Source organism: Methylobacterium sp. P5_C11 (assembly GCF_054049775.1).
The window spans coordinates 17,728-42,825 of the sequence record NZ_JBFULS010000036.1 but is presented as its reverse complement, the minus strand read 5'-3'; the positions used below and the strand labels follow the sequence as shown (position 1 = coordinate 42,825).

Sequence of the window (25,098 nt, the reverse complement as noted above, 5' to 3'; positions counted from 1 at the left end):
AATTCACCCGCGACAATCTCGGCCGGGCCGGCGCGAAAGCCGCGGTTAATGCGTGGCATGCCAATGCCCCGCCACGAAACGACGCCTGTGTGGGGCCGATGAACCTGTTGCGGCGCGCCGGTTCCTTTCTCCGTTCGGCCCGTACCTGGATCGCGCTCGGCGTCCTGGCCCCGTTGGGCATGGTCCTGACGTCCGGCCTGATGCTGTCCGACCTGCGCCGGGACGCCTGGGACAGGGCCGGACAGACATCCCGGAACCTCCTGCAGGTCCTCGAACGCGATATCGCGCGCAACGTCGAGATGTACGATCTCTCGATCCAGGGCGCCGTCGACAATCTGAAGGCCCCTGGCCTCGCGGACGCCGATCCGCGCCTGCGCCAGCTGATCCTGTTCGACCGCGCCGCGACCGCCCGCGACATGGGCGTGATGCTGGTCATCGATGAGCACGGCGACGTCGTCGACGACATCGGCGCCGTGCCGCCGCGCAAGGGCAACTACGCGGATCGCGAGTATTTTCAGATCCATCGGGCGAACGGCCGACTGGGCCTTCATGTCGGTCGCCCGATCGTGTCGCGGCTGGACGGCGAGCGGATGCTCCCGTTCAGCCGCCGCATCGACAAGTCCGACGGCAGCTTCGGCGGCGTGGTCCTGGGCACCGTCAAGCTGTCCTACTTCACGCATCTGTTCAGCGAGATCGACCTCGGTCCGGACGGCGCCATCAACCTGTACCTGACCGACGGCACCCGCCTGATGCGCTACCCCTACGCGGAGGCCGATCTCGGGGCGAACATCGCGCAGGCTCCGATCTTCAAGCGGTTCCTGCGCGAGGGGCGCGGCAGCTTCGTCAGCACCTCCGTGCGCGACGGCGTCGAGCGGAACTACACCTTCTCGCGGGTCGCCGGCCTGCCGCTGATCCTGAACGTCGCCCTGTCCACCCAGGACGTGGAGGCGGACTGGTGGGGTCGGGCGACCGTCATCGGGAGCATCGTGCTCGTGCTGTGCGGTCTCACGATCGCCCTGTCGCTCCTGTTCGGGCGGGAGTTGCGCCGCCGGGAGGCGCTGCGGGCCGAGATGGCGGCTCTGTCGCGCACCGACGCCCTGACCGGCCTGCCGAACCGCCGCTGCTTCGAGGACCTGTACCGGCAGGCCCTGGATGCGGCCCGGCGCGACGGCCAGCCCGTGTCGCTGCTCATCGTGGATGCGGACCATTTCAAGCGCTACAACGACCGGTACGGCCATCCGGTGGGCGACGCGATCCTGCAGGCCCTGGCGCGCTGTCTGTCGGCGAGCGTGCACCGCCCGCAGGATCTCGTCAGCCGCATCGGCGGAGAGGAATTCGCCCTGCTGCTGCCGGAGACGGACGCGGCCGGCGCCCTGCGCGTCGCCGACAAGGTCCATGCCGAGGTCGCGACGCTGGCGGTCCCGTCGGCCGGGATCGGCGCGGGCGCCGTGACCGTGAGCATCGGGCTCGCCGCCGCGGTGCCGGGCGGCGAACGGCACGCGCCCCTGCCGGACCTGTACCGCTTGGCGGACGGCGCCCTGTACGAGGCCAAGAATGGCGGTCGCAATCAGACCCGCAGCGCGACCGCGCCGGCGCCACCGCTCCAGCGGGGCGGCCTGCAACTGGTGAAAACGTCCTGACGGCGCCCGGCGGCGATCGGCGTCCGATGTCTTGACGGAATCGACACCAACTCCGTGATCTGATCGCGCCCCGACGACGGGTGGACACCGCGACCCGTCCGTCGGTTCAGCGACGCGCGTGTGGATTTCGCGTGGACTCCGGCCCCGCAAGCCAAGGGTAACGAGGATGGACGACAGACGTGCGGCGCCCCGCAGACGAACGCTGCTCGAGGGGCACATCGAGCTCGCCGGCGGCGGTGCGATCGACTGCACGGTCCGCAACGTCTCGGAGGGCGGCGCCCGCCTGCGCGTGGTCAGCGTGATCGGCGTTCCGGACGCCTTCGTGTTGACCTACGGCATCGCCAGTCAGCGGCGGCCGGTACGGGTCACGTGGCGCAGCGAGACCGAACTCGGCGTGGCGTTCGGCGACCCCTGACGGGGGCCATGGGCCGAGCCCCGGGAGCAGAGCCGCGGGGCCGAGCCCGGGGCTTCCACGCCCACCCGTGTTGAGGGGCGGATCGGATGGGCGTGGAAGGCCAGCGTCCGGCTGGTGTCGCACCGTTGACGCGACAGGGTTAACGCTTCCTTACCGGCGACCAGAGGTGGGGACCGGCGCTGCCCGGTCAGGCGATGCCGGAAGCGGGCTCGGCGCGCCGAGCCCGCAGCGTCTCGGCGATGACCACGCCGGTCCGCAACACGTGGCGATGGGCGATGGCCCCGGCCGCGGCGGCGTCCCGCGCGTCGAGGGCCGCGAACAGGTCGCGGTGCTCCCGGGCGGATTCCTCCCAGCGGCTGCCGCTGGAGAGCGCGCGCAGACGTGCCCATTGAGCGCGCGCCTGGAGGGGCGCGTGCACCTCCGCCAGGGGACGGTTGTGGGCGGCGGTGACGATCGTCCGGTGGATCTCCTGGTTGAGGGCGAAATAGGCGTCGAGGACCTTGTCCCGATGCATGCGGTCGAGCTGGGCCTGCTTCCCACGCAAATCGTCCATCAGGGCGTCGGAGATCCGCGGGGCCGCGAGTTCCGCGGTCAGCCGCTCGATGCCGGCCAGGGCCTCGAACAGCTCCAGGATCTCCTCGGGCGTCCAGTCCGGGACGCGCGCGCTGCGGTTCGGGTGCAGTTCGACCAGCCCTTCGGCGGCCAGCAGCTTGAGGGCCTCCCGCAGGGGAGTCCGCGAGACCCCGAGCGCGGCCGACAGGTCGGTCTCGACGAGGGTCGCGCCCGCCGGCAGCACGCCGCGGACGATCATGTCCTTGAGCCGGGCCGCAGCCTGCTCGTGCAGGCCGGCCCGCGGCAGCTGCGTGGTCGGGACGACCAGGGCCTTGCGGGGCCGACCCCGGCCACGTGCGACGACGTCCATCGATCCTCCCGCTCCCCGCGCCAGCCTAGCGCGTCCGACACGCCGGCCGGTGACCTATTTCTCGCCCTCTTACGCTGACTTATCATGCAGTTGCGCAAATTGCATGCACCATGCAGAAAATACCTTGTTCCCCGTCCGGACCTGTCGGATGCTCCGGCCGTCGGGGATGGATCTGATGCAGCGATCGAACGGCACGACGCGTCTGGGCATGCTGACGCCCTCGTCGAACAGCGTCCTTGAGCCGGCCACCGCCCATCTGCTCGCCGGGTGCGCCGGCGTGAGCGCGCATTTCGCCCGCTTCCGCGTGACGGAGATCGGCCTGTCGGCGGCGGCGCTGGACCAGTTCGACCCCGAGCCGATCCTGATCGCGGCCGAGCTGCTCGCCGACGCCCGGGTCGCCGCGATCCTGTGGAACGGCACCTCCGGCGCGTGGCTCGGCTTCGACGCCGACGAGCGCCTCAGCGCCGCGATCACGGACCGGACGGGCTGCCCCGCCTCCACCTCGGCCCTCGCCTTCCGCGACCTGTTCCGCGCCCGGGGCTACCGGCGGATCGGTCTGGTCACGCCCTATACCGGCGACGTCCAGCGCCGGATCCAGGCCAACTGGGGCGCGGCCGGCTTCGACTGCACCGCCGAGCGCCATCTCGGCCTGTCGGAGAACTTTGCCTTCGCGGAGGTCGGTCCGGAGGCCATCGCCGGCATGGTCCGGGCGGTGGCGGCCGCGGGCGTCGATGCGGTGGCGATCGTCTGCACCAACCTCGCGGGCGCCGCGCTCGCCCCGGCCCTGGAGGCCGAACTCGGCGTACCGGTGCTCGATTCGGTGGCGGTCACCCTGTGGAAGGGCCTCGAGCTCGCCGGTCGCCCGGCGGCGGACCTCGCCGCGCACGGCAGCGTGTTCGCGGCGGACGGGGAGGGGCGGCCGTGAGCGCCGGAGCCGGCACCGCCCTGATCCTCGACGGGATCACCCAGCGCTACGGGGCGGCGCTCGCCGTCGACACCGTGACCCTCGACATCAAGGGCGGCGAGCTCGTCGCGCTCCTCGGGCCTTCGGGCTGCGGCAAGACCACCCTGCTGCGGGCGGTGGCGGGCTTCCTGAAGCCGACGGAGGGGCGCGTGATCATCGGCGGCCACGGGGTCGACCACCTGCCGCCGAACCGCCGCACCGTCGGCATCGTGTTCCAGAACTACGCCCTGTTCCCCCACATGAGCGTCGCCGACAACGTCGCCTACGGCCTCGCTGCCCGGGGCGTCGGGCGGGCCGAGCAGAAGGCCCGGGTGGCCGAGATGCTGGCGCTGGTGCGCCTGGAGCACCTCGCCGGGCGCTTCCCGCGGGAGATGTCGGGCGGCCAGCAGCAGCGCGTGGCCCTCGCCCGGGCGCTCGCCGTGCGGCCCTCGATCCTGCTCCTCGACGAGCCCTTCGCGGCCCTCGACAAGAACCTGCGCCTCGACATGCAGATCGAGATCAAGCGCATCCAGCGCAGCGCCGGCACCACCACGCTGATCGTCACCCACGACCAGGAGGAGGCCCTGTCGATGGCCGACCGGGTCGCGGTGCTCAATGCCGGCCGCCTGGAGCAGTTCGCGGCCCCGACCGAGGTCTACGACCGCCCCGGGACGCTGTTCGTCAACACCTTCGTGGGCACGGCCAACGTCCTGCACGGGCGGCTCGCCACGGAGCCGGGGGGCGACCGCGTGGTCGCGCTCGAGGCGGGGGGCCTGCTCCCCGCGCGCACCGCGCTGCCGGACGGGACCCGGGTGGCCGCCTGCCTGCGGCCCGAGCACGTCGTCTTCGCGACGGACGGGGAGGGGCTCGGCGGCACCGTCGAGATCGGCCTGCCGCTCGGCTCCACGCTGGTCCACGAGATCCGCCTGGACGGCGGCGCCCGCCTGAAGACCGCCGAGGCCCGGGCCGCGGGCGCCGGACCCCGGCCGCCCGGTACCCGCGTCTCCCTACGGCCGACCGCGCCCGAGCGGGTCGGCGTCTTCCCCGATCCCCGCTCCTGAAGCCGAGCCGCCCGGAGACCCGACCATGCCCCTGCACCGCCGCAGCCTCCTCGCCGGCGCCCTGACCCTCGGCGCCGCGCAGGCCTTCCCCGGCCTGTCCCGCGCCCAGGCGCGCAAGCTCGTCTTCGCGACCTTCACGGGCAGCTGGGAGGAGGCCCACCGGGCCGTGCTGGTGCCGGCCTTCCGCAAGAGTTCGGGCGGGGACGTGATCCTCGATCCGATGCTCTCGGTCGACCAGATCGCCAAGGTCCAGGCGGCCCGCGCCAACCCGCCGATCGACGTGATGCTGCACGATCCGGGTCCCGCCCTCACGGCGATCGCCCAGGACCTCGTCGAGCCCTATCCGGTGGCGCAATCCGCGCATTACGGCGACCTGATCGCGGACGCGCAGGAGCCGATGGGTCCGGCGCCGTTCTTCCAGATCGTCGGGCTGACCTACAACCCCGAGAAGGTGAAGACGCCGCCGACCTCCTGGGCAGACCTGTGGAAGCCCGAATTCAAGGGCCGGGTCGGCATCACCAACCTCAACTCGACGCTGGGCACCGGCTTCCTCGTGGAGATCGCTCGGATGCACGGCGGATCGGAGACGAATGTCGAGCCCGGCTTCAAGGCTCTGGAGGCGCTCAAACCGAACCTCGCCGCGGTCGCGGCCAATCCGGGGGCGCTCGCGGCCCTCTACCAGCAAGAGCAGGTCGACATCGGGCCGGGCAATTTCAACGCGATCCAGATCCTCAAGGCCCGGGGCGTCCCGGTGGAGTTCGCAGCGCCCAAGGAGGGCATCATCGCCTTCAAGACGACGATCCACATCGTCAAGAACACGCCGGTGAAGGAGCTGGCCTTCAAGCTGATCGAGGCCGCCCTCTCGCCGGAGGTGCAGGCCAAGCTGATGCAGAGCCCCTACCTGATCGTGCCGACCAACCGGAAGGTGGCGATGGACGGTGAGGTCGCGAAGGTCCTGGCCAAGGACGCCGACGAGCTGAAGCGCAAGTCGGTGTTCCAGGACTGGGCCGCGATCAACCGCAGCCGGTCGGCCTGGATCGAGCGCTTCAACCGGGAGATCCGGGTGTGACCGCCGACCCGGCCCTGGCGGCGACCGGCTCGGTCGCGGCGACCGGCCCGGTCGCGGCGCCCCTCCGTCCGGGCCGCGCCTGGACGGCGGCCTACGACATCCGACTCGCGCTGCCGCTCGGGGCGTTCTTCCTCGTCTTCTTCCTGGCGCCGCTGGCGCTCCTCGTGCTGGTGAGCTTCTACGCCGATCCGGGCATGTCCCGGTTCGGCCTCGACCAGTACGCCCGGTTCCTGCTCGACCCGTTCTCCTTGAGGGTGCTCGGGGCGACCCTGTGGCTCGGCGTCGAGGTCACGGCGCTCACGCTCCTCCTCGGCCTGCCGCTGGCGCTGCTCCTGACCTGGGCGCCCGGCAGGCTGCGCGGCCTGCTGACCCTGATCGTGCTGCTGCCGCTGCTCACGAGCGTCGTGGTGCGGACCTTCGCGTGGATCGTGATCCTCGGGCGCCAGGGCATCGTCAACGCCGGACTGCTGGCGCTCGGCCTCACCGACACGCCGCTGAAGCTGCTCTACACCGAGGGCGGCCTCGTCCTGGCGCTGGCGCAGGTGCAGATGCCGCTGATGGTGCTGCCGCTGGTCACCGCCCTGGCGCGGATCGACCCGAACCTGGCCGATGCCTCGGCGGCGTTGGGGGCGGGGGCGTGGCGCACGTTCGTCCGGGTGACGCTGCCGCTCTGCCTGCCCGGCATCGTCGCGGGCTGCCTGCTCACCTTCGCGGCCGCGATCACCGCCTTCATCACCCAGTCGCTGATCGGCGGCGGGCAGATGCTGTTCATGCCCATGTACCTGTACCAGCAGGCCTCCTCGCTCAACAACTGGCCCTTCGCGGCGGCGATCGCGATCGTCTTCCTCGTGGCGGTGCTCGCCTGCGTGACCGTCTTCAACCTCGTGGGCCGCCTGTCGCGCGGCTACGCACAAGCCTGAGGGGCGCCGATGAGGACCAGCCTGCGTCGCGACCTCGACTGGTTCAGCTTCCATGGCGCCGTGCTGCTGCTCGCCGGGCTGTGCCTCGTCCTGCTGGCGGCCCCGACCGTGATCGTCGTGGTAGTCTCGTTCACCAGCGGCTTCTCCCTGCGCTTCCCCCCGCCGGGCTATTCCCTGCGCTGGTACGCGGCCCTGGCGGACGCCGAGCAGCTCCGGGCCGCCGCCTGGAACAGCCTCGTGGTGGCGGGCTGGACAACCCTCCTGTCGGTGGTGCTCGGCACCGCCGCCGCGCTCGCCATCGCCCGGTCGCCGCGCCTGTCCGCGCGGCTCCTCGACAGCCTGTTCCTGTCGCCCCTCGTCCTGCCGGCCCTGGCCTTCGGGCTCGCCGCCCTGATGCTGTTCAGCCTCGCCGGCATCCCGGTCTCGCCGCTGACCCTGATCCTCGGCCATACCGTGGTCTGCGTGCCCTTCGTGGTCCGCACCACCGTGGCGTCCCTGTCGCAGATGGATCCGGTGCTGCTGGAGAGTTCGACCTCGCTCGGCGCCTCGCGCCTCTACACGTTCCGCAGGGTGACCCTGCCGCTGATCCGGCCCGGCATCCTGGCCGGCGGCTTCATCGCCTTCATGGCGAGCTTCGACAACGTTCCGGTCTCGCTGTTCCTGCGCGACGCCGCCACCGACATGCTGCCGATCCGGATGTGGCAGGACCTGGAGGTCCGCCTCGACGTCACGGTGGCGGCGGCCTCCAGCTTGCTGATCCTGGTGACCGTGGTGCTGGCGGTAGTGATGGAGCGGGCCGCCGGGCTGTCCCGCCGGCTCGCCGGCTGAGACCTCCGATGCGGATCCTGCTCCTCAACCCCAACACCTCCGCGGCGATGACGGCACGCATGGCGCGGGCGGCCGAGGCGGCGCTGGCCCCCGATGCGAAGATCACCGCGCTCACGGCGGCGACCGGCCTGCCCTACATCGCGAGCCGGGCCGAGGCGCAGCTCGCCGGCGCGGCCGTGCTGGAGACGCTGGCCGCGCACCAGGCCGGACACGACGCCGCGGTCATCGCGGCCTACGGCGATCCCGGGCTGATCGCGGCGCGCGAACTGTTCGACCTGCCGGTGGTCGGCATGGCCGAGGCCGCGATGCTGAGTGCCTGCCAGCTCGGGGCGCGGTTCGCGGTCGTCACCTTCGCGCCCGCGCTGCTGCCCTGGTACGAGGATGCGGTCGCCCTGGCCGGCCTGTCGGGGCGCTGCGCCGGCCTCTACGCGGTGCGCCGGCCGTTCCAGGCGGTGAGCGAGGTGCAGGACGAGTTGCGGCCAGAGATCCTGGCCCTGGCCGAGAGGGCGGTCGGGGAGGGGGCCGACGCGGTGATCCTGGCGGGCGCGCCGCTCGCCGGCCTCGCCACTAGCCTGCGGGACGCGGTGCCGGTGCCGCTGGTCGACCCCCTGGCGGCGGCCCTCGGCCAAGCGCAGGCTCTGGTGCGGCTCGGGACGCGGCCGCCGCGCGCCGGACGCTTCGCCCGGCCGCCCGCGAAGCCGGCTACGGGCCTGAGCGGGCCGCTCGCCCGCTGGATCGCGCATCGCGCGGAGGAATCATGACGCGGACCGACCGAACCGACGCGGCAGACCCGCTCTGGACCCTCTCGGCCGCCACCCTGGGACGCCGCTACGCGGCCGGGACGGCGAGCCCGGTGGCGGCCGCCCGCGCCTGCCTGGACCGGGCGGAGGCCGTGAACCCCGTGCTCAACGCCCTGGTCGCGATCGATCCCGAGGGCGCGGAGCGTGCCGCCGCGGCGAGCGCGGAGCGCTGGCGGGCCGGCCGCCCGCTCGGGCCGCTGGACGGCGTGCCGGTGACCATCAAGGACAGCCTCAACGTCGCCGGGTTCGCGACCGCCTGGGGGAGCCGGCTCTATGCGGGGCGGGGGGCGGACCGGGACGAGACGCCCGTGGCCCGCCTGCGCGCGGCCGGCGCGGTGATCCTGGGCAAGACCAACGTCCCGGAACTGACCGTCCAGGGCTATACCGGCAACCCGGTCCACGGCGTCACCCGCAACCCGTGGGATCCGGCGCTGACGCCGGGAGGCTCCAGCGGCGGCGCGGTGGCGGCGGTGGCCTCCGGGATCGCGCCCCTGGCGCTCGGCACCGACGCGGGCGGCTCGATCCGCCGCCCCGCCTCTCATACCGGCCTCGTCGGCCTGAAACCCACAGCCGGCCGGGTGCCGCGGCGTGGCGGGCTGCCCCCGATGATGCTCGACCTGGAGGTGGTCGGGCCGATGGCGCGCACGGTCGACGATCTCGCGGCGGCGATGCGGATCCTCGGGGCGGCCGATCCGGATTCCGTCGCGCCGCACGGCTTCGGCCCGTTCGGGACGGCGTCGGTGCCGGACCGGCCGCTGCGCATCCTCGCCGTCCCGGCCTTCGGGTCGGCCCCGGTCGATCCTGAGATCGCCGCCAGCGTCGCCGAGGCGGCCGGCCGCCTCGAAGGCCTCGGCAACCGGGTCGAGACCGGCCGCTTCGACGCGGCGACCGCCCTCACGGAGGCGTGGCCGGTCCTCGGCCAGGCCGGCATCGCCTGGCTGATGCGGGCGCATCCGGGCCGGCTCGACGCCCTCGGCCCCGACATCCGCGCCCTGGCGGAGGCCGGGGCGGCCCTCTCGGCGGCCGACCTGTTCGACGTGCAGCGGATGGCGCTGGCCCTGCGCGAGGACCTCGCCGCCCTGTTCGCCGGTCACGACCTCCTGATGACCCCGACCGCGGCGGCGCTGCCCTGGCGGGCGGAGGACACCCATCCGGAGCGCATCGCCGGGGTGCCGGTGGGTCCCCGCGGCTCGGCGACCTTCACGGGCTTCGTCAACGCCGCGGGCTGCCCGGGAATCTCGATCCCCTGCCGCCCGTCGGGCGCGGGTCTGCCGATCGGGTTCCAGCTCGTGGCGCCCTGGGGCCGCGACGAGACCCTGGTGGCGGTGGCGGGGGCCTACGAGGCCGCCCATCCCTGGCGAATGGCCTGGGAGGGCCGGGCGCCGTGACCGGCCTGTCGATCCACGCCGTCGACGCCGCCACGGGCCGGCCGGCCGCGGGAATGCGCGTGCGGGTCCTGTCCGTGGGAGCCGCGCCGCGGTTGATCGCGGAGGGCGCCCTCGGCGCCGACGGGACGCTCGCCCATCCGATCGTGCGGACGCGGCTCGCCCCCGGCCTCTACGAGGTCGCCTTCGCGATCGGGGATTTCGTCGGGGCGGCCGGGACGGGGTTCCTGGAGGAAGCCTCGATCCGCTTCCGGATCGGCGATCCCGACGAGCACTGCCATCTGCCGCTGAAATTCACGGCCTTCGGCGTCGCGCTGTTCCGCGGCTGCTGAGCCGGGCGGGCAAGCGTCTCCGGGCACGGGCCGGCCGCCGCGGCCGCGACGTCGCGGTCCGGCCGCTCCCGCACCGGGCGGGGTGACCGGCGCCACCGGGACGCCTAGACTCGCCGCCGATCGGCGAGGCGAAGGCGGGAGGACACCGATGCGGATCCAGGCGATGACGGCCCCGGCGGCGGTGATCGGACGCCCGGCGCGCGGCGCGAATCCGGCCCGGCGGCTCCTGGCCGTGCTGACCGTCCTCGCCCTTCCGGTGGCCTGGGTCGCGGCCGGGCGGCAACCGGCAGCGGGCATCGACCCCGATCTCGTACGGGTGATCCGCTTCATGGCGGTGATCAAGGGCGGCTTCGCCCTGGCGGCTGTCGCGGGCTGCTACTGGCGCCTCGGGCACCCGGCGGCCGCGTGGCGGATCCCGGTCTACGTGATCGGGCCGCCGCTCATGGCGATCGGCGCGGCCGGCCTGTGGTCCCTGCGCGATCCCGGCCTCGCCGCGCTCGGCGTGCATCTCGGCCTGTTCGCGATCCTCGCGGCGGCGCTCACCGACCGCGATGCCCTGCCCGACCTGCCGGTCCGCCGGCGGCGCTGACCGCCGAGACGCCGTGCCGGGATGCGCCGGTCAGATCGTCTCGTAGGCGAACAGGACCGCGATCATCGTCAGGCCGGTCAGCCCGATGACGAAGCAGATGTCGGCGCAGCGCTCCAGGCGCACCGCGAGGTCGCTCGCCTCCCCCAGGCGGATCGACAGGTAGGACGCGACCGCGCTGACCAGGAACAGGATCGCCGTGAGGGCCGCGGCCTCGTCGACATGGCTCGGGCCGATCCAGTCCTCGGCGATCTTCACGAGGCCGATCAGAGTGGTGCAGACGCCGACCATCGTCCCGGCCGTGGGGAGGATATGGCGCGACAGGCCGTCTTCGCCGGATCCGCTGGCCCTCCGCCTTTCGGCCATGCGCTACTCCTACAGCTCTGCGGCGGCTGATCGGCCCCCGCCATACCGCGCCCGTGGAGGTTCGTCATGAAGCGACCGCTGACCACCAACTTCTCCGCACCGCCGCCGACCGAGGTCCAGCCGCCCGAGCCGGAGCCGTCGGCGGCCTCCTGGCGCGACGTCGCTCCGTTCGCGGCCGCCCTGATCGCCACCCTGGAGGCGATCGAGGCCGGGCCGAAGGCGGGGCCGGCGATGCGCGCGCACCGCTCCGCCATGCGCCGCCAGGGGGAGGGGGCCGCCGCGCTCGGCGGATCCGAGGCGTTGGCGGCCGTCCTGCATCAGGTCGCCGATGCCGACGCGGCGCGGGCCGCGCCGCGTCTCGCGCTCATCCGCGAGGCCTGGGCGGGGCTGCCCGAGGACCATGCCTGACGCCCCGGGCAGGCGCTCCCGGTCCGACGGCAGATCGGGGGCGCAGCACGCCGTCGATGGTCCCATGGGCCGGACAGGGATCTTGGAGTGCGCGCGACCGGAGCCACGGGACGATCGGCACCTGGGGTCGTAAAACCGCACCCCGCGCCCCCTGTCGTACCGATCCTGAACCCTCTCGACGGGCAGGGCGTTACGGGGACCGGAATCATGGGGATGGCCACGCATGCGACACGTCAAGTACAGGCTGATCGAGCCGGGCCTGCGCCCCCGGCGCACGCGCCTCGAGATCCCCGGCTGGGCGGGCAACCCCGAACCCCGCATCGACGGATCGCAGGAATATGCGTGGCACTGCCTCCCGTTCTCCGAGGCGGCCAAGGCGGGGATCGAGCTGTTCTATCCCTACGAGACCGAGCTGCGCGTCGGCACGCGCGACGGCGCGCTCGTCTTCGAGGGCGATTTCGGCCCGCCGCCGGAGCCCGGCATGCAATGGCCGCCGTTCCGGAGCTTCGGGGAGGCCTACTACACCTACCAGATCCTCCTGGACCTGAAGGTGGAGGAGGGCTGGGCGATCAAGACCGAGACCCATCCGCGCTTCTACACCGACCGGACCGGGACCGTTCCGATCGCGGTGCCCGCGCTCCTGCGGCACTGGTGGCCGATGATGTACTTCATGGTCTTCAAGGCCCCCGACGAGGGGGGAACCCACGTGTTCCGGCCCGGCGAGCCGTTCATGCAGGTCACCGTGGTGCCGGCCGAGAATGATTTCGAGCTCGTGCCCATGCCCGAGGACGAAGCCGCCGAGCGCGAACTGCAGTCCCGGCGCATCTATGCCAGCCGGTCGACGCTGGCGTCGGATTCGCAGTGGACCTCGGCGACCAACACCGTGTTCGACGGGACCTACCGGCGGATCCTGGGGGCGGCGAAGAGCCCCCGGTGACGGAGTGCGGAGAGGGACGCCCCCTCTCCGCGTCAGGCGGCTCAGTAGCCGTAGGGCCGGAAGTAGCCGTGGTGATGGTGGTGATGGTGGTGGAACCGCCGGAAGTAGCCGTGATGGTGGTGATGGTGATGATAGAACCGCCGGTAGAAGCGGTGATGATGGTGATGATGGTGATGATAGTAGTATTGGGCTTCCTGGACGGTCGCCTCGCCCTCGGCGGCAGGCGCGAGCAGTTCGGCCTTCGCCTGGTCCGCATCGGACTCCTTGAGGAGCGCCACCGCGTCGGGGATCGGCTTCAGTAGGTCGGCGTAACTCTCGACCTGCATGGCCGCCTTCAGGCCGGTCGCGGCCGGCATGGCGGCCTGGGCCGGGTCGGCAGCGGCCAGGAGCGTGACGGCCCCGATCAGGCCAGCGACTGTCTTATCCATTGACGAGATCCTTTCAGGAACAACGCCGGCGGCCGCCCTCGAAAGGGCCACCGGGACGCGGTCTGAAACACCAAGGGGAAACGGACCGTTCCGGTTTCGCGGCCTCAGGGAAAGTCAATTTCCCGGCATGTGCGGCGATCGCGTTCCACCGGGCCGGCAAAAGGCGCCGGGCTGGAGAATGAAACCGAATTTAATGGACTTCGGCGAAATGAACGCGCGCTGAATTGCTTCAGCGGATGGCGGCCCGGCTCCGGAAGGTCTGTGAGCCGATCGGCTGACCTTGGACCCCGCCGGCGGCACACGGCGTGTGCTGGACGGTTAACCAGGACCCGTCCGGAATCGACGAGCCCGAGCCGCCCCTCTCTGACCGGGTCTGGTGCCAGGTCTCGGAGTGGAGGGTGGAGCGCGCCGTGCGCGACCTGGTGCATGCCTGCCCTGGTGCGATCCCGCCTTTCACGCGACATCGACGACACCGAGCGCGACGTTGGCGCCGCTGTGCCCCTTCCGGCGTCGTGCTCTCCGGCGGATCATCCGAGGGTGGGGACAACAACCGCCGGCTGTCGGATCCGGCGCAAAGGGTCGTGCCGGTGCGCCACGAAGCGGAGGCAGCGTTAATCCGTTCGGCCGCGCGGCGGGCGTCAATTTGTCTGCGCGTTGCATTTGCAGTGACCCAATTCGTACAATTTGTAGAAATCGTCCTGCATTCATCACGGCGACAGCTTGACGTCTCGTTCCGTCTAAAGGAAATCAGCCGGCCAGAGTGCCACGCTGAAGGGCATGCCGCGCGAGCGGAATCTTGGAGAGGAAACGATGGTCTTCGCAGGTCGCGCGGCAGCTGCGTTGCTGCTGGTCACCATGGTGTCGGCCCCGGCGCGGGCCGCGGACCCGATCAAGATCGGGCTGAGCGGCCCCTTTACGGGGGGCTCGTCTTCGATGGGCGTTTCGATGCGGGACGGCGCCAAGCTCGCCGCGGCCGAGATCAACAAGGCCGGCGGCGTCCTCGGCCGGCCGATCCAGCTGATCGAGCGCGACGACGAGGCCAAGAACGAAGTCGGCGCGCAGGTCGCGCAGGAACTGATCAACAAGGAGAAGGTGGTCGCCACCGTCGGATTCATCAACACCGGCGTCGCGCTGGCCGCCCAGCGCTTCTATCAGGAAGCCGAGATCCCGGTGTTCAACAACGTCGCCACCGGGACGATCATCACCAACCAGTTCAAGGAGCCGGATTACGACGCGAACTACGTCTTCCGGAACTCCGCCTACGACGTGCTCCAGGCCGGCCTGATGGTCGACGAGGCCCTCGCGCAGGGCCACAAGAAGATCGCGGTCCTCGCCGACTCGACCAATTACGGCCAGCTGGGCCGCGAGGACATCGAGAAGTACCTGGCGACTAAGAACGTGAAGCCCGTCGCGGTCGAGAAGTTCAACATCAAGGACGTCGACATGACGGCCCAGCTGCTCAAGGCGCAGCAGGCCGGCGCCGAAGTGATCCTCGCCTACGGAATCGGGCCGGAGCTGGCCCAGATCGCCAACGGCATGTCCAAGCTCGGCTGGAAGGTGCCGATGATCACCAGCTGGCCGTCCTCGATGCAGAGCTTCATCGACATCGCTGGCGCGAACGGCAACGGCGTGATCATGCCCCAGACCTTCATCGAGGATGGGACCCTGCCGAAGCGCAAGGCGTTCCTGGAGAACTACTACAAGACCTACGGCGTGACGAAGATCCCGACCCCCGTGGCCGGTGCCCAGGCCTACGACTCGGTCTACCTCCTCGCCGCGGCGATCAAGCAGGCCGGCGGCACCGACGGCCCGAAGATCCGTGCCGCCCTCGAGAACCTGAACGAGAAGGTCGAGGGCGTGGTCACCACCTACGACAAGCCCTTCACCGCCAAGGACCATAACGCGATCTCGCGCAACATGGTCGTGTTCGGGAAGGTTCAGGACGGCAAGATCGTCTACGACAAGGCCGAGGACGCCAAGAACGCCGGCGTCGTCCGCCTCAAGGAGAAGTCCTCGAACTGAGGGTCCGGACGCCGCGGCCGTCAGGGTCGCGGCGTCCCCTTCCGAGTCGGCGGCGTCTCGTCTGCCGGCGCTGCGCAGAGCGGTCCCGCGGTACCCGCCGGGCGACCGCACGCTCCTCCGGTGACAGCGATCCCATGGAAATCCTACTCCAGCTCATCGCCTCCGGCGTCGCGGTCGGCATGATCTACGCCGCCATCGCGTTCGGCTATCAGCTCACCTTCGCGACCTCGAAGACGCTCAATTTCGGACAGGGCGAGGCGCTGGCCCTCGGAGCCCTGTTCGGCCTCACTCTGGTGCCGTTCGTCGGCTACTGGCTGATGATCCCGCTGGTCCTGGTCTTCGGCTTCGCCCTCGGGGCCGTGGTCGAGCGGCTCGGCGTGCGCCCGGCCGTGAAGATCAAGTCCGAGTACGGGTGGATCATGGCGACCATCGCGCTCGGCATCATCTTCAAGAACGTCGCCGAGAATGTCTGGGGCCGCGACGACCTGAAATTCCCCTCGCCGCTCCCCGAGACAGCCCTCCAGGTCGGCGGCGTGCGCATCCTGCCGATGGAGCTGATGATCGTCGCGGGCGCCCTGCTGATGATGCTCGCCGTCGAGATCTTCAATCGCAAGTCGATCTGGGGGAAGGCGGTCGTCGCCACCTCCAACGACATCGACGCCGCCGGCCTGATGGGCATCAACACCCAGAAGGTGATCACCCTGTCGTACTCGATCAGTGCCATGACGGCGGCCTTCGCGGGCGTGCTCGTGGCGCCCGTGACGCTCACCGGCGCCACGATGGGTTCCGTCCTGGCCCTGAAGGCCTTCGCGGTGGCGATCATCGGCGGCCTCGAATCCGGCCTCGGCGTCATCGTCGGCGGCCTGATCCTCGGCGTCGCGGAGACGCTGACCGGCTTCTACATCTCGACCGGCTACAAGGACGTGCCGGGCCTGATCCTGCTCCTCGTCGTCCTCTCCATCCGCCCGGTCGGCCTGTTCGGCAAGGCCGTCATCAAGAAGGTCTGACCGTGACCGCCCGCGCAATCCTCACGGCAGCCTGAGCCATGGCGCAGACCCTCGCCCCCGCCGAAGCGCCCGCCCCGGCGGCCGCCCCCAGCCTGTCGCGCCACATGGGCGTCCTCGGCGCCGTGCTTCTGGTCGTCGGCCTCGCCGTCTTCCCGCATGTGGTCACGAGCTCGTACTACATCCACCTGATGGTGGTGATCGCGATCTACGCGATCCTGATCCTCGGGCTCGACATCGTGGTCGGCTACACCGGGCAGGTGAGCCTCGGCCATGCCGGCCTGTTCGGCGTCGGCGCCTATTCGGCGGCGGTGCTGTTCCTGCACTTCAAGCTCGGCCTGTGGTGGGGCATCCTGGCGGGAATCGGCGTGACCTCGGCTTTCGGGCTGCTGCTCGCCGTGCCGGCCCTGCGGGTCACCGGCCCCTACCTCGCCATGGTGACGCTGGCCTTCGGCACCATCATCCAGATCTTCATCAACGAGCTGACGCCCCTGACGAACGGCCCGCTCGGCATCACGCTGCCGCCGGCCCGCGTCCTCGACTTCTCGCTCCTCGGCCTCCAGGCCCCCTGGGGTGCGGCCGGGCGCAAGCTCGAATTCTATTACGTCGTCTGCCTCGCGCTGCTGGCCACGATCCTGGTGGTCAACCGCGTGGTCCGCTCGCCCTACGGCCGGGCCTTCGAAGCGCTGCGCGACTCGCCGATCGCCTGCGACTGCATGGGCGTCAGCGTCTACCGCTACAAGGTCTACGCCTTCGTGATCTCGGCGGCGCTGGCGGGCCTCGCGGGCGCCCTGTTCGCGTGGTCGGAGCGCTACGTGGCGCCGAACTCCTACGGGTTCGAACTGACCGTGCTGTTCCTGCTCGCCGTCACGATGGGCGGGCGCAAGTCGCGGGCGGGGCCGATCATCGGCTCGGCGATCATCGTGATGATGCCGAACGTGCTCGCCGATATCGGCCTCGTGCGGATCATGGCGGGGATCATCGCGCTGTCCGCGCTGGTCGTGGGCGGCCTCGCCTTCCTGCGCCGCCAGGAGAACCGGTTCGCCCTGCTGGTGCCGGTCGGGCTCTGCCTCGCCTTCCTGCCCGCGACCCTGCTGCTCGAATCCGTCACCGACTTCCGCCTGACGGTGTTCGGCCTGATGATCCTGTTCGTGGTGTACTACCTGCCGGACGGGATCGTGGGCTTCGTCCGCGAGAAGATCCCGGCCCTGCGCCCGGCCCACACCGCCGAGGGCAAGAGCCTCCACGCCGAGGGCGCGGCGCTCAGCGTCCAGAGCGGCGGCCGGGGCGCCGATCCGCTGCTCACGGTCGATCAGGTCCTGATGCAGTTCGGCGGCCTCAAGGCCCTGGCCGGCGTGAACCTCGTGGTCCGGCCGGGCACGATCCACGGGCTGATCGGGCCGAACGGCTCCGGCAAGAGCACGATGATGAACGTGCTCACCGGCATCTACCGGCCGACCGGGGGCAGCGTGACCCTCGCCCGCGGCCAGGGCTCGAAGCGCCTCGACGGGCGCACGCCCTCCGAGATCGCCGCCGCCGGTGTCGCCCGCACCTTCCAGAACGTGCAGCTGTTCCGCGAGATGACGGCGCTCGAGAACGTGCTGGTCGGTCTCCACCACAGCTTCCGCGGCACCCTGTTCGACGCGATCCTCGGGACGCCGCGTCGGCGCCGGGAGGAGCGCGAGCAGCGCGCCCGCGCCATGGCGATGCTCGACTTCGTGGGCCTCGGCGCCCTCGCGCAGGTGGAGGCCCGCAACCTGCCCTACGGCAAGCAGCGGCTCCTCGAGATCGGCCGCGCCCTTGCCCTCGACCCGGTCCTGCTCCTCCTCGACGAGCCCGCCGCGGGCCTCACCGCCCCCGACATCGCCGAGCTGACGGCGATCATCCGCAAGATCCGGGACGCCGGCATCACGGTGATCCTGATCGAGCACCACATGGACGTGGTCATGGGCCTGTGCGACCGCGTCAGCGTCCTCGATTTCGGCCACAAGATCGCGGAGGGCAGCGCCCGCGAGGTGCAGTCGGACCCGAAGGTGGTCGAGGCCTATCTCGGCAGCCCGGTCGCCGACGAGGAGATGACCCATGCTTGAGGTCACCGGACTGTCGGCTGGTTACGGCCAGGTCGAGGTTCTGCACGGCCTCGATTTCGCGGTGCCGAAGGGTCAGGTCGTGGCGCTGATCGGCTCGAACGGAGCCGGCAAGACCACCACGATGCGCGCCCTGTCGGGCATGATCCGCCCGCGTGCGGGCTCGATCCGCCTGAACGGGCGCGAGATCGGCGGCCTCGACAGCCACGACGTCGCCCGGTCCGGCCTCGCCCATTCGCCCGAGGGACGGCGCGTGTTCCCGACGCTCTCGGTCGAGGACAACCTGACGCTCGGTGCGTTCCCCCGCCTGACGGGCTCCCGGCCGAAGGGCGACGTCGCGGCCGACCGCGAGCGGGCCTTCGAGATGTTCCCCCGCCTCAAGGAGCGGCGCACGCAGCTCGCCGGCACGCTGTCGGGCGGCGAGCAGCAGATGCTCGCCATGGGCCGCGCCCTGATGCTGCGGCCCGAGATCCTCCTCCTCGACGAGCCCTCGATGGGGCTCGCCCCGAAGCTGGTGGAGGAGGTCTTCCGGATCATCCGTCTGCTCAAGGCCGAGCAGGTGACGATGCTGCTCGTGGAGCAGTTCGCCATGGCGGCGCTCGGCGTCGCCGACCACGCCTACGTGTTGGAGAACGGTCGGATCCGCTTCCAGGGGCCGGCGCAGCAGATGCGCAACGATCCGGCCGTGCGGGCGGCGTATCTCGGCGGCAGCCATTGATCCACCGCCGGGGCGGCTTACCGTTCCAGGGCACGGCCCACGGCCGATCTGGCCACGCCGCCCGGCAGGCGGCGCGCGCAGCACGGCCTACGACCGCTTCGATCGCTGGTCGTCGGGCGCGGCGCGCTGGACGGTCACGTGCCTGCGGCCGGATGCCTGGATTGCACCGGTCGCAATTTCTCGAACCGCTTCACGAGCCGATCCCGCTTCAGGCGCGACAAGCGGGCGATCCAGAAAACACCGTCGAGTTGATCGATCTCGTGCTGGATGATCGCGGCCGGAAAGCCCTCCGCCTCGGCCGCGTGGGCTGATCCGTCGAGGTCGAGATAGCGGAAACGAATGCGGGCGGCCCGCGTGATCCGTTCTCGCACCCCCGGCATGCTGACGCTGCCCTCGTCATGGGCCGCCGTATCGGGCGATGCCCAGGAAATGGCCGGGTTCACGTAGACGCTCAGGCTCGCCTCCGGCGACATCCTGGCCACCACGAGGCGCGCGGGAACGCCGATATGGGGAGCCGTCAGACCGAGGGCATTGGCGGCCACAAGCGTGTCCCGGACATCGTCGGCAAGGGCTTTGAGGGTTGGCCCAAAGTCGGTGACTGGGGCGGCCGGCAGCGTGAGGCGAGGATCGGGAAACACGAGGAGGGCGCGAGCCGCCATGGTTGGTCTATCCGCCTGCGAGGGTGTGCAATCCCGACCCTCGCTATCGAAGGGAGCCCGCGGGGTGAACCGTCAAGGCGGACGAAGACCGATCCTGAACCGTTCGCCGCCCCCCGGCTCAGCCGACCGCTTCGTGTCGCTTACGGCCGATCGGGCAGTTCCGGCTCCTCCTTCGGCTCGGGCATCGCAGCCCCTCGGCTTGTCTGCCTGGGTCGCGCCACCCGATGACCTTGCCATCCGCATGGAGGAAGGCTTTCTCCAAGGATCGGACCGGACCAGATCCGGAGTTGCATTTTTCTCAATGCCACAATGATCGGGCAGGAAAATTAATATCCTAAGCAATTGAAATCATCATCAGGTCGGCATCGAAGCTGCCAGCTGCCTGCGATGCAATCACGGTGACGCAGCAGGCTGCGAGTGCGATAGATCGATACAGAAATCTTCACTTTTTTACCAAATAGATACTTCACTCGAAGCTAGATCCGCAGCCCGAACGAAACCACCGATATTGAAATTTTGACTTAGAAAAAGGAAGTCGCCGATGGAGCGTCGTCGCCCTCAAAAGTGGCGTTCGCGGCGTGCGTGGGTCCTGCGGAGAAGGCGGCGGGGAACTCGAAGCGCAACGCCAGGAGCGCCGAGCGGATCGCTCCTTTCACCTGTGCGGGCGCACCCCGCACTTCAGCCTCGTCGCGAAGGTGTCGAAGCTCATGCAGGAGGACGGTCCGTTGCGGATCGCCCGGCAGCCCGTAATCGCTCGTCAAGAGGGCCAACAATGCACGGCCGAGCGGGTCCTCGAGCAGCGTCCACATGCCAGCGTCCCTGTTCAGGATGTCGCGCTACACTGAACCGCGATGATCTTGACGCTCAAGCATAGACGCACCGTTGAACACCATAGAACTTAATAGGTATTCGCGTGGCGGCTGCGACTGATGCCCATATGTCGGCCCGGCTGCCTGGAGGGGTAGCCCTGATCGCTTGCCTCGCCGATCCCGGCTGCTGCCCGGGGCCGGCCGATGAGACCGATACCGCTCAGCAATGGGGCGACGGCACGCGCGCTGGAGGGGAGGGCGCAATGTCGCCAGAGGTGAAGCGCGCCGAGCTCGATCGCGCGACGGTGACGGGCAGAGAGGACCTCGAGATCATCACACAGCTGGTGGAGTTCCCGCCCGGCTCCATGTCGCCGCGTCACTTCCATCATGGCGAGGAGACGTTCTTCGTGCTGGAGGGTGGAACGGTTCAGGAAGCGGGTCGGCCGCCGCGTGAGCGCGTCTCAGGCGAGCACGGCGTCATTCCGCGCGGCGTCCACCACTCCGGCTACACCGTGATCGGTCACAGGACGATCAAGGTCCTGTCGGTCTACGTGGTCGACAAGTGGAAGCCCCTGCAGGAGCCCGTGGCGTGACTGACGGGCTACCGGGGCCGGCGCGGGGCCGGCCGAGGATGGGGTGGCTTGCACCCTGTCCGCCCCCGGCCCGTGTCGCGACGGCGATCACCGCCGATCCGGGTGACGTCAGCGGGCCTTGGTCCGGACGCCCCGTGCGCTCGCTGCCCCCCGGTCCATGGCGCAGGGGCTTATTCCTGCCGGCGTCAGCAATCACCGAGCCCGCACAGAACAGTCCGACCTGATCCGCGTTGCCCTAGGAGCCCGAAGATGGGCCGAACCGAGGAAACGCACATGCGCATCAAGACATTCGGCATCGCGGCCGCCCTCGCGGTGGCCCTGACCGGCACCGCCTATGCCCAGCAGCCTGCGGGCGGCGGCAGCGCCACGGGCAACATGAACAACCCCGGCAGCGTGAAGAGCAACGGACAGAAGGCGACCGAGGGAACGGCCGGTGCGACCACCGGCTCGACGACCGGGGCGGCCGGAGCGGCGACAGTGCCGGGGACCGGGACCGCGCGCCCCGGCATAGGCGCTGGCGGCAGCACCGCGGCCCCGACGCGATAGCCAGACCGTCGAAACCGGGGCGCAACGCCCCGGTTTCCGGCCCATGCGTTGGTTGTTCCCACTCAGTCTCGTCCTGATCCTGTTCGTCGTCGCGCTCACCCATTGGTAGGGTCGCGCACAGGCTGCCGGCGACATGACCGGCTCGGCGTCCTCACAGACGCGGGTAGCGCGCTCGAACCCAAGCGGCGACTCTGCAACTCTTACGGGGACGGTGTCACCCAGCGACGGCGGCAGCGCACATGAGCATCGTCGGGGCGCGACCGTTCTGTTGCGTGGAATGGTCGGTCCCTCCTGAACCACGCTGTGAGGGCGGGAGGCACGGGCTCGGTCTTCCGGGCTCATCGCGGTGACCCACCAATTGCAGTCGACGGCTTGACCGCGGACCGGCGAGGATCGCCCTGACCGGAAACCCTCGACCGACTCCGCGCAGACCGGACCCGGATCCTCCTCTGACGAGACCGACTCAGACCGCTTGGCACCGGCGGCCGCGGCTTCTTCGTGCACGTCGGCTGGTCGAGCCAGCGCTTGCGATGGCTCGACCAGCCCGCCCAGGCTTTCCATCCCCGCCGGCAGCCGCCGAGCGAAGCCGCTCCGTCAGCGTGATGCGCGGTCGATCAGCAGCTCAGTCGACGACCTTCCGCCATTCCGACCTTCCGGTAGTGGAACAGGCCGGATTTGACCGCACCGCTGATGACAGCTCTCCGCACATCCGGGTTGCAGCGCAGATATTCCTGCTCATCGAACGCATAGTCGCCGCGTTGGCCGCGCGGAGCCCGATCATAGTCGCGGTCGTAATCGCGGCGGTCACGATCGCCGTAGCCTCGGTCGCGAGACCCGTAGTCCCCACGGTCGTAACCGTAATCGCGACCGCCATAGGGCTGCGCCAAGGCGGGAGCGACACCGCTCAGGAGCGCCAAACCCAGGACAGCTGCCGAACCGATCTTCATACCGTACTCCTCGTCGTAGAGAGCCTTGAACGCTTTCGGCGTCGGGTGGTTCGAAGGCAAGGGTTGGACGCCGCACCTTCAGCCCAGCCAGCCCTGTCGCGCGGGGCCATCCTGCGATCACGGCTGGAGAATTCTCGCTTCAGATTCGGCTGACATCCGACGTTTCGATGCCGGAGCCGAGAAGCCCGCCCCGCTGGGCGTGGGCTTTTTCCACGTTGATGCCGTCGTCAGCTTCGTATCTCTGCTCGAACCCCGACGGAAGGTTTGTGGCCGGCGGTCTAGGCCATCGCGATCGGGACGGCGTGTGCGTCTGCATCCGTCGAGAGCGCATCGTACCGATGGGGCAATCGGCGTGGAGGACGACGTCCGTGCGCCGCGCCTGCAGGCCGGCGTGCCCGATGGATCTCGACCGTCGCGCCGTCGCGCGCGAAGGATCCGAAGGGGAATGCTCGAACTCGTCGTCTTCGTCCCTCGTCCCCGATCCAGTCAGATCCAATCAGATCCTCTTGCCTTGAACACCCAGGCCGACGCGATCGGCCGCAGCGGACGCGCATCCATGCTGGAAAATCGCCTGCTTCAGCGCTTCAACGGCTTGGCAGGCCTCACGCCGCATCTGGCCCAAGAGCCTGTCGCTGGCGCCATCGGGTGACAGGAGAAGCTGTTGCAGGCCATCGACGCACTCTGTCATGTGCGCCTGAGCCTCTTGTATTGTACCGTTCGGCTCTATGAACCGCATCGAGCCATGGATTGTCCGTCGAACAAGTTCAAGCAGATCCCCATCGCTTGCCAGGAAGCCTTGCACACGCGCCAGAGCGCCTCGAAAATCCTGGTCAAGGTCGGATTTAAGCTGGCTCACTGATGACCCTGCACGGACCTGKGATCGGTTGTGCGAAACTTATAATCACTTGGCCTTTAAGGCTTCCTCAATGACGCTGACGATGCCGCCTGTGGGCCGTGCCACCAGCTGTTGCTCCGAACACGGGATGCCGTCCGCGCCAAGGACCGCGACCAGCGCTTGGCAGGCCACCGGCGCGGAAATAAATCGCGGGTGCCGGCAGGTGACGATCCCGTCCTGATCAGCCCCCGGCCGCCGGGGGCCGGCGATCCGTCGGGTCTCGATCTCGACCGTCATGCAGCCGCGAGTGAACCGGCCGGACGACGGAAAGTGTCCAGGGTTGCAGTCGTCGCTCACGGACGGTGAGGCTCAGGAGCCTTTCGCCCCGTCGGGAGACTTCGTCAGGTGCATCGCCACATCCGGGTCCTTTGGCGCAGGTTCGGCCTCCGCGACGCGCCGCGCAATCTCCATCACGAGGTAGGTCACCGACGGCGGCCACGGGACGTCATTGTCCAGAAGCATCCGGGCTGCGCTGACGAGCATCCGGAATTGCTCCGGCGGGATCGTGGCACCAGCCTCGTGCTGCTCCAGGATGCGGTCGGCGATTGCAGCCGCCAGTCCGGCGACCTCAGCCAACTTGTTGGGTGGACCACCGGCTGTCACGTCAGATCCTCTCTCAACCGATCGGAGAGGTACACGGGCTCCCCCCGGCATCCTTCCGGTGCGCCGCCTGGCACCGGCCAGAGAGTCGCACAGTCAGGATGCAACCGCATCGTCGCGGAAGCCACGCGCGTCGAAGATCCTGCGAACGACGCCTGCCCGCTTGGCCTCAGCCATCCAGGCGGTCACGGCGGCGAGGGCGCCCGGACGGCTCTTTGGCACGGCGACGGCGACCTGGGTCTGCTGGAAGCCGCCACTGACGATCCGGGACCCCGGCACCTCCTGCACGACAGGCCGCAGCGTGTCGCGCGATAGGGCGAAGGCATCCGCCTGCCCGTTGCGCATGCCCGCGATCGCCTCGGCGACGGACGAAACGGCGACAGGCTGTGTGTGGATCAGTGTGCGGGCGGAGGCGCGGAAGGTAGTGGTGCCATCGATCGCCAGGACTCGAAGGCCCGGTCGATCCACCTGCGCCACGTCGATGATGTCTGACGCGGCGCTGACCAGATAGGTGCTCTCCAGGTCGTAATAGCCCGGCCCGAAGTCGATCCTCTGCCGTCGGGTCGCGTCGACCGGCATGAAGCTGACGTCGATCGCCTCGGCCTGGAGTGCCGCGGCCGCGGCACCCGAATTCGGGAACAGGGTGAAAGCGAGCGGCAGTCCTGATCGGCGGGCGAGATCCGCGCTCAGATCGGCCGTCACGCCTTCGGGTGTTCCATCGGCCGCACGGTTGACGAAGATCAGTCCGGCGGACGGCGCCTCGATGAGTCCAACCCGAAGCATGCCGCTCGGGGCCAGTTCGGCCGTCATGGCCGCGCCCTGAGCGTGGCTTGGACGCGTCATGCTGGCGAGGCGGGCCGTCGCCGGGGCAGGGGATGAGCGAGCAATTCGAGCCGCCTGCTCCGCTTCCGCGGCGATCTCCCGACTACGGGGGGCAGGCCGCTTAAATCACTGAGGAAACTGGCGCACCCGACACGATTCGAACGTGTGACCTTTGCCTTCGGAGGGCAGATCTCAGGGGTTTTCCGGTGCTTTCGCAAGTTTACTTGGATTGGCTAAATCACCGTCCGTCCATACGTTTTTCGGCGTTTGGTAAATCTGGGAAAGCCCGCAGATATTCCCAAATGCCCGATTTTATGGTGACACTGTGGTGACACCAGCGCGCTAGGGCAAAGGTC

General features: G+C 69.9%; 30 protein-coding genes and 1 tRNA gene. 21 read left to right on the top strand and 10 right to left on the bottom strand.

What is annotated here, in order from left to right; genetic code table 11:
• Window positions 1-98 precede the first annotated feature (98 nt).
• Window positions 99-1,640, top strand: coding sequence for a diguanylate cyclase (locus ACXJKQ_RS18400; RefSeq protein WP_457107172.1), 1,542 nt, complete (start codon window positions 99-101; stop codon window positions 1,638-1,640).
• A gap of 166 nt (window positions 1,641-1,806) precedes the next feature.
• The gene (locus tag ACXJKQ_RS18395) at window positions 1,807-2,055 is read left to right on the top strand and encodes a PilZ domain-containing protein (RefSeq protein WP_457107171.1); all 249 of its coding nucleotides are present in this window, start codon (window positions 1,807-1,809) and stop codon (window positions 2,053-2,055) included.
• Window positions 2,056-2,242: 187 nt separating this feature from the next.
• Here ACXJKQ_RS18395 and ACXJKQ_RS18390 read toward each other — a convergent pair whose 3' ends face one another.
• Window positions 2,243-2,977: a GntR family transcriptional regulator gene (locus ACXJKQ_RS18390; protein WP_457107170.1), complete on the bottom strand. Its 735-nt coding sequence runs from the start codon at window positions 2,975-2,977 to the stop codon at window positions 2,243-2,245.
• 175 nt (window positions 2,978-3,152) lie between these two features.
• Between ACXJKQ_RS18390 and ACXJKQ_RS18385 the strand changes: the two genes are divergently transcribed.
• From ACXJKQ_RS18385 to ACXJKQ_RS18345, 9 genes are all read left to right on the top strand, one after another.
• Window positions 3,153-3,902 carry a maleate cis-trans isomerase family protein gene (locus tag ACXJKQ_RS18385; RefSeq protein ID WP_457107169.1) on the top strand — a complete coding sequence of 250 codons (750 nt, stop codon included), beginning with the start codon at window positions 3,153-3,155 and terminating at the stop codon, window positions 3,900-3,902.
• Window positions 3,899-4,981: an ABC transporter ATP-binding protein gene (locus tag ACXJKQ_RS18380; RefSeq protein ID WP_457107168.1), complete on the top strand. Its 1,083-nt coding sequence runs from the start codon at window positions 3,899-3,901 to the stop codon at window positions 4,979-4,981. The genes ACXJKQ_RS18385 and ACXJKQ_RS18380 overlap by 4 nt, the downstream gene beginning before the upstream one ends.
• 25 nt (window positions 4,982-5,006) lie before the next feature.
• Window positions 5,007-6,050: an ABC transporter substrate-binding protein gene (locus tag ACXJKQ_RS18375; protein WP_457107167.1), complete on the top strand. Its 1,044-nt coding sequence runs from the start codon at window positions 5,007-5,009 to the stop codon at window positions 6,048-6,050.
• 98 nt (window positions 6,051-6,148) lie between these two features.
• On the top strand, window positions 6,149-6,970 hold the full coding sequence (locus ACXJKQ_RS18370) for an ABC transporter permease (protein WP_457107182.1): 822 nt from the start codon (window positions 6,149-6,151) through the stop codon (window positions 6,968-6,970).
• 9 nt (window positions 6,971-6,979) lie between these two features.
• Window positions 6,980-7,798 carry an ABC transporter permease gene (locus ACXJKQ_RS18365; RefSeq protein ID WP_457107166.1) on the top strand — a complete coding sequence of 273 codons (819 nt, stop codon included), beginning with the start codon at window positions 6,980-6,982 and terminating at the stop codon, window positions 7,796-7,798.
• Window positions 7,799-7,806: 8 nt separating this feature from the next.
• Window positions 7,807-8,559, top strand: coding sequence for an aspartate/glutamate racemase family protein (locus tag ACXJKQ_RS18360; RefSeq protein ID WP_457107165.1), 753 nt, complete (start codon window positions 7,807-7,809; stop codon window positions 8,557-8,559).
• A complete protein-coding gene (locus tag ACXJKQ_RS18355) occupies window positions 8,556-9,986 on the top strand; it encodes an amidase (RefSeq protein WP_457107164.1) in 1,431 nt (476 codons plus the stop codon). The genes ACXJKQ_RS18360 and ACXJKQ_RS18355 overlap by 4 nt, the downstream gene beginning before the upstream one ends.
• Window positions 9,983-10,315 (top strand): hydroxyisourate hydrolase, encoded by a 333-nt coding sequence (locus tag ACXJKQ_RS18350; protein ID WP_457107163.1) that lies wholly within the window; start codon window positions 9,983-9,985, stop codon window positions 10,313-10,315. Before ACXJKQ_RS18355 ends, ACXJKQ_RS18350 begins: the two co-directional genes overlap by 4 nt.
• Before the next feature lie 148 nt (window positions 10,316-10,463).
• Window positions 10,464-10,904, top strand: a complete 441-nt coding sequence (locus ACXJKQ_RS18345) for a hypothetical protein (protein WP_457107162.1) — start codon at window positions 10,464-10,466, stop codon at window positions 10,902-10,904.
• Window positions 10,905-10,934: 30 nt separating this feature from the next.
• Here ACXJKQ_RS18345 and ACXJKQ_RS18340 read toward each other — a convergent pair whose 3' ends face one another.
• Window positions 10,935-11,267, bottom strand: coding sequence for a hypothetical protein (locus ACXJKQ_RS18340; RefSeq protein WP_457107161.1), 333 nt, complete (start codon window positions 11,265-11,267; stop codon window positions 10,935-10,937).
• A gap of 66 nt (window positions 11,268-11,333) precedes the next feature.
• On the opposite strand from ACXJKQ_RS18340, the gene ACXJKQ_RS18335 reads away from it, so the two are divergent.
• Entirely contained in the window at window positions 11,334-11,675 is a 342-nt protein-coding gene (locus ACXJKQ_RS18335) for a hypothetical protein (RefSeq protein ID WP_457107160.1), read from the top strand.
• A 223-nt stretch (window positions 11,676-11,898) separates the two neighbouring features.
• Window positions 11,899-12,612 (top strand): hypothetical protein, encoded by a 714-nt coding sequence (locus tag ACXJKQ_RS18330; RefSeq protein ID WP_457107159.1) that lies wholly within the window; start codon window positions 11,899-11,901, stop codon window positions 12,610-12,612.
• Between the two features lie 41 nt (window positions 12,613-12,653).
• Here the strand turns inward: ACXJKQ_RS18330 and ACXJKQ_RS18325 are convergent, their stop codons facing one another.
• On the bottom strand, window positions 12,654-13,040 hold the full coding sequence (locus ACXJKQ_RS18325) for a hypothetical protein (protein WP_457107158.1): 387 nt from the start codon (window positions 13,038-13,040) through the stop codon (window positions 12,654-12,656).
• 810 nt (window positions 13,041-13,850) lie between these two features.
• Here ACXJKQ_RS18325 and ACXJKQ_RS18320 point away from each other — a divergent pair.
• The 4 genes from ACXJKQ_RS18320 to ACXJKQ_RS18305 all read left to right on the top strand — a co-directional run bounded on the left by ACXJKQ_RS18320 (window position 13,851) and on the right by ACXJKQ_RS18305 (window position 18,871).
• Window positions 13,851-15,062 (top strand): ABC transporter substrate-binding protein, encoded by a 1,212-nt coding sequence (locus tag ACXJKQ_RS18320; protein WP_457107157.1) that lies wholly within the window; start codon window positions 13,851-13,853, stop codon window positions 15,060-15,062.
• Window positions 15,063-15,196: 134 nt separating this feature from the next.
• Window positions 15,197-16,069 carry a branched-chain amino acid ABC transporter permease gene (locus ACXJKQ_RS18315; protein ID WP_457107156.1) on the top strand — a complete coding sequence of 291 codons (873 nt, stop codon included), beginning with the start codon at window positions 15,197-15,199 and terminating at the stop codon, window positions 16,067-16,069.
• A 38-nt stretch (window positions 16,070-16,107) separates the two neighbouring features.
• Window positions 16,108-18,156, top strand: a complete 2,049-nt coding sequence (locus ACXJKQ_RS18310) for a branched-chain amino acid ABC transporter ATP-binding protein/permease (RefSeq protein ID WP_457107155.1) — start codon at window positions 16,108-16,110, stop codon at window positions 18,154-18,156.
• Window positions 18,149-18,871, top strand: a complete 723-nt coding sequence (locus ACXJKQ_RS18305) for an ABC transporter ATP-binding protein (protein WP_457107154.1) — start codon at window positions 18,149-18,151, stop codon at window positions 18,869-18,871. Before ACXJKQ_RS18310 ends, ACXJKQ_RS18305 begins: the two co-directional genes overlap by 8 nt.
• 134 nt (window positions 18,872-19,005) lie before the next feature.
• On the opposite strand, the gene ACXJKQ_RS18300 is transcribed toward ACXJKQ_RS18305, so the two are convergent.
• Window positions 19,006-19,530, bottom strand: coding sequence for a peptide deformylase (locus tag ACXJKQ_RS18300; RefSeq protein WP_457107153.1), 525 nt, complete (start codon window positions 19,528-19,530; stop codon window positions 19,006-19,008).
• Window positions 19,531-20,051: 521 nt separating this feature from the next.
• On the bottom strand, window positions 20,052-20,339 hold the full coding sequence (locus ACXJKQ_RS18295) for a hypothetical protein (protein WP_457107152.1): 288 nt from the start codon (window positions 20,337-20,339) through the stop codon (window positions 20,052-20,054).
• 128 nt (window positions 20,340-20,467) lie between these two features.
• Between ACXJKQ_RS18295 and ACXJKQ_RS18290 the strand changes: the two genes are divergently transcribed.
• Both ACXJKQ_RS18290 and ACXJKQ_RS18285 read left to right on the top strand, forming a co-directional pair.
• Window positions 20,468-20,932, top strand: coding sequence for a cupin domain-containing protein (locus ACXJKQ_RS18290; RefSeq protein ID WP_457107151.1), 465 nt, complete (start codon window positions 20,468-20,470; stop codon window positions 20,930-20,932).
• A gap of 273 nt (window positions 20,933-21,205) precedes the next feature.
• Entirely contained in the window at window positions 21,206-21,478 is a 273-nt protein-coding gene (locus tag ACXJKQ_RS18285; RefSeq protein ID WP_457107150.1) for a hypothetical protein, read from the top strand.
• Window positions 21,479-22,092: 614 nt separating this feature from the next.
• Here ACXJKQ_RS18285 and ACXJKQ_RS18280 read toward each other — a convergent pair.
• Window positions 22,093-22,425, bottom strand: coding sequence for a hypothetical protein (locus tag ACXJKQ_RS18280; RefSeq protein ID WP_457107149.1), 333 nt, complete (start codon window positions 22,423-22,425; stop codon window positions 22,093-22,095).
• Between the two features lie 445 nt (window positions 22,426-22,870).
• Between ACXJKQ_RS18280 and ACXJKQ_RS18275 the strand changes: the two genes are divergently transcribed.
• Window positions 22,871-23,074, top strand: a complete 204-nt coding sequence (locus tag ACXJKQ_RS18275; protein ID WP_457107148.1) for a hypothetical protein — start codon at window positions 22,871-22,873, stop codon at window positions 23,072-23,074.
• A gap of 12 nt (window positions 23,075-23,086) precedes the next feature.
• A complete protein-coding gene (locus ACXJKQ_RS18270; RefSeq protein ID WP_457107147.1) occupies window positions 23,087-23,284 on the top strand; it encodes a hypothetical protein in 198 nt (65 codons plus the stop codon).
• 42 nt (window positions 23,285-23,326) lie between these two features.
• Here ACXJKQ_RS18270 and ACXJKQ_RS18265 read toward each other — a convergent pair whose 3' ends face one another.
• The 4 genes from ACXJKQ_RS18265 to ACXJKQ_RS18250 form a co-directional block, all read right to left on the bottom strand.
• Complete coding sequence (locus ACXJKQ_RS18265) at window positions 23,327-23,557, bottom strand: hypothetical protein (RefSeq protein ID WP_457107146.1); 231 nt, start codon at window positions 23,555-23,557, stop codon at window positions 23,327-23,329.
• Window positions 23,558-23,629: 72 nt separating this feature from the next.
• Window positions 23,630-23,896, bottom strand: coding sequence for a hypothetical protein (locus ACXJKQ_RS18260; RefSeq protein ID WP_457107145.1), 267 nt, complete (start codon window positions 23,894-23,896; stop codon window positions 23,630-23,632).
• Between the two features lie 120 nt (window positions 23,897-24,016).
• The gene (locus tag ACXJKQ_RS18255; protein ID WP_457107144.1) at window positions 24,017-24,730 is read right to left on the bottom strand and encodes a transporter substrate-binding domain-containing protein; all 714 of its coding nucleotides are present in this window, start codon (window positions 24,728-24,730) and stop codon (window positions 24,017-24,019) included.
• 151 nt (window positions 24,731-24,881) lie between these two features.
• Window positions 24,882-24,966 (bottom strand) — tRNA-OTHER (locus tag ACXJKQ_RS18250).
• Window positions 24,967-25,098 lie beyond the last annotated feature (132 nt).

Excerpts from the sequence above, each read along its gene's own strand:
- ACXJKQ_RS18295 (WP_457107152.1), bottom strand. The coding sequence starts at position 20,339 with ATGTGGACGCTGCTCGAGGACCCGCTCGGCCGTGCATTGTTGGCCCTC.
- ACXJKQ_RS18320 (WP_457107157.1), top strand. The coding sequence starts at position 13,851 with ATGGTCTTCGCAGGTCGCGCGGCAGCTGCGTTGCTGCTGGTCACCATG.
- ACXJKQ_RS18285 (WP_457107150.1), top strand. The coding sequence starts at position 21,206 with ATGCGCATCAAGACATTCGGCATCGCGGCCGCCCTCGCGGTGGCCCTG.
- ACXJKQ_RS18310 (WP_457107155.1), top strand. The coding sequence starts at position 16,108 with ATGGCGCAGACCCTCGCCCCCGCCGAAGCGCCCGCCCCGGCGGCCGCC.
- ACXJKQ_RS18400 (WP_457107172.1), top strand. The coding sequence starts at position 99 with ATGAACCTGTTGCGGCGCGCCGGTTCCTTTCTCCGTTCGGCCCGTACC.
- ACXJKQ_RS18255 (WP_457107144.1), bottom strand. The coding sequence starts at position 24,730 with ATGACGGCCGAACTGGCCCCGAGCGGCATGCTTCGGGTTGGACTCATC.
- ACXJKQ_RS18280 (WP_457107149.1), bottom strand. The coding sequence starts at position 22,425 with ATGAAGATCGGTTCGGCAGCTGTCCTGGGTTTGGCGCTCCTGAGCGGT.
- ACXJKQ_RS18385 (WP_457107169.1), top strand. The coding sequence starts at position 3,153 with ATGCAGCGATCGAACGGCACGACGCGTCTGGGCATGCTGACGCCCTCG.
- ACXJKQ_RS18390 (WP_457107170.1), bottom strand. The coding sequence starts at position 2,977 with ATGGACGTCGTCGCACGTGGCCGGGGTCGGCCCCGCAAGGCCCTGGTC.
- ACXJKQ_RS18355 (WP_457107164.1), top strand. The coding sequence starts at position 8,556 with ATGACGCGGACCGACCGAACCGACGCGGCAGACCCGCTCTGGACCCTC.
- ACXJKQ_RS18300 (WP_457107153.1), bottom strand. The coding sequence starts at position 19,530 with ATGGCGGCTCGCGCCCTCCTCGTGTTTCCCGATCCTCGCCTCACGCTG.
- ACXJKQ_RS18360 (WP_457107165.1), top strand. The coding sequence starts at position 7,807 with ATGCGGATCCTGCTCCTCAACCCCAACACCTCCGCGGCGATGACGGCA.
- ACXJKQ_RS18335 (WP_457107160.1), top strand. The coding sequence starts at position 11,334 with ATGAAGCGACCGCTGACCACCAACTTCTCCGCACCGCCGCCGACCGAG.
- ACXJKQ_RS18395 (WP_457107171.1), top strand. The coding sequence starts at position 1,807 with ATGGACGACAGACGTGCGGCGCCCCGCAGACGAACGCTGCTCGAGGGG.
- ACXJKQ_RS18340 (WP_457107161.1), bottom strand. The coding sequence starts at position 11,267 with ATGGCCGAAAGGCGGAGGGCCAGCGGATCCGGCGAAGACGGCCTGTCG.
- ACXJKQ_RS18265 (WP_457107146.1), bottom strand. The coding sequence starts at position 23,557 with ATGACGGTCGAGATCGAGACCCGACGGATCGCCGGCCCCCGGCGGCCG.
- ACXJKQ_RS18345 (WP_457107162.1), top strand. The coding sequence starts at position 10,464 with ATGCGGATCCAGGCGATGACGGCCCCGGCGGCGGTGATCGGACGCCCG.
- ACXJKQ_RS18290 (WP_457107151.1), top strand. The coding sequence starts at position 20,468 with ATGTCGGCCCGGCTGCCTGGAGGGGTAGCCCTGATCGCTTGCCTCGCC.
- ACXJKQ_RS18330 (WP_457107159.1), top strand. The coding sequence starts at position 11,899 with ATGCGACACGTCAAGTACAGGCTGATCGAGCCGGGCCTGCGCCCCCGG.
- ACXJKQ_RS18275 (WP_457107148.1), top strand. The coding sequence starts at position 22,871 with ATGCTCGAACTCGTCGTCTTCGTCCCTCGTCCCCGATCCAGTCAGATC.
- ACXJKQ_RS18315 (WP_457107156.1), top strand. The coding sequence starts at position 15,197 with ATGGAAATCCTACTCCAGCTCATCGCCTCCGGCGTCGCGGTCGGCATG.
- ACXJKQ_RS18305 (WP_457107154.1), top strand. The coding sequence starts at position 18,149 with ATGCTTGAGGTCACCGGACTGTCGGCTGGTTACGGCCAGGTCGAGGTT.
- ACXJKQ_RS18375 (WP_457107167.1), top strand. The coding sequence starts at position 5,007 with ATGCCCCTGCACCGCCGCAGCCTCCTCGCCGGCGCCCTGACCCTCGGC.
- ACXJKQ_RS18325 (WP_457107158.1), bottom strand. The coding sequence starts at position 13,040 with ATGGATAAGACAGTCGCTGGCCTGATCGGGGCCGTCACGCTCCTGGCC.
- ACXJKQ_RS18365 (WP_457107166.1), top strand. The coding sequence starts at position 6,980 with ATGAGGACCAGCCTGCGTCGCGACCTCGACTGGTTCAGCTTCCATGGC.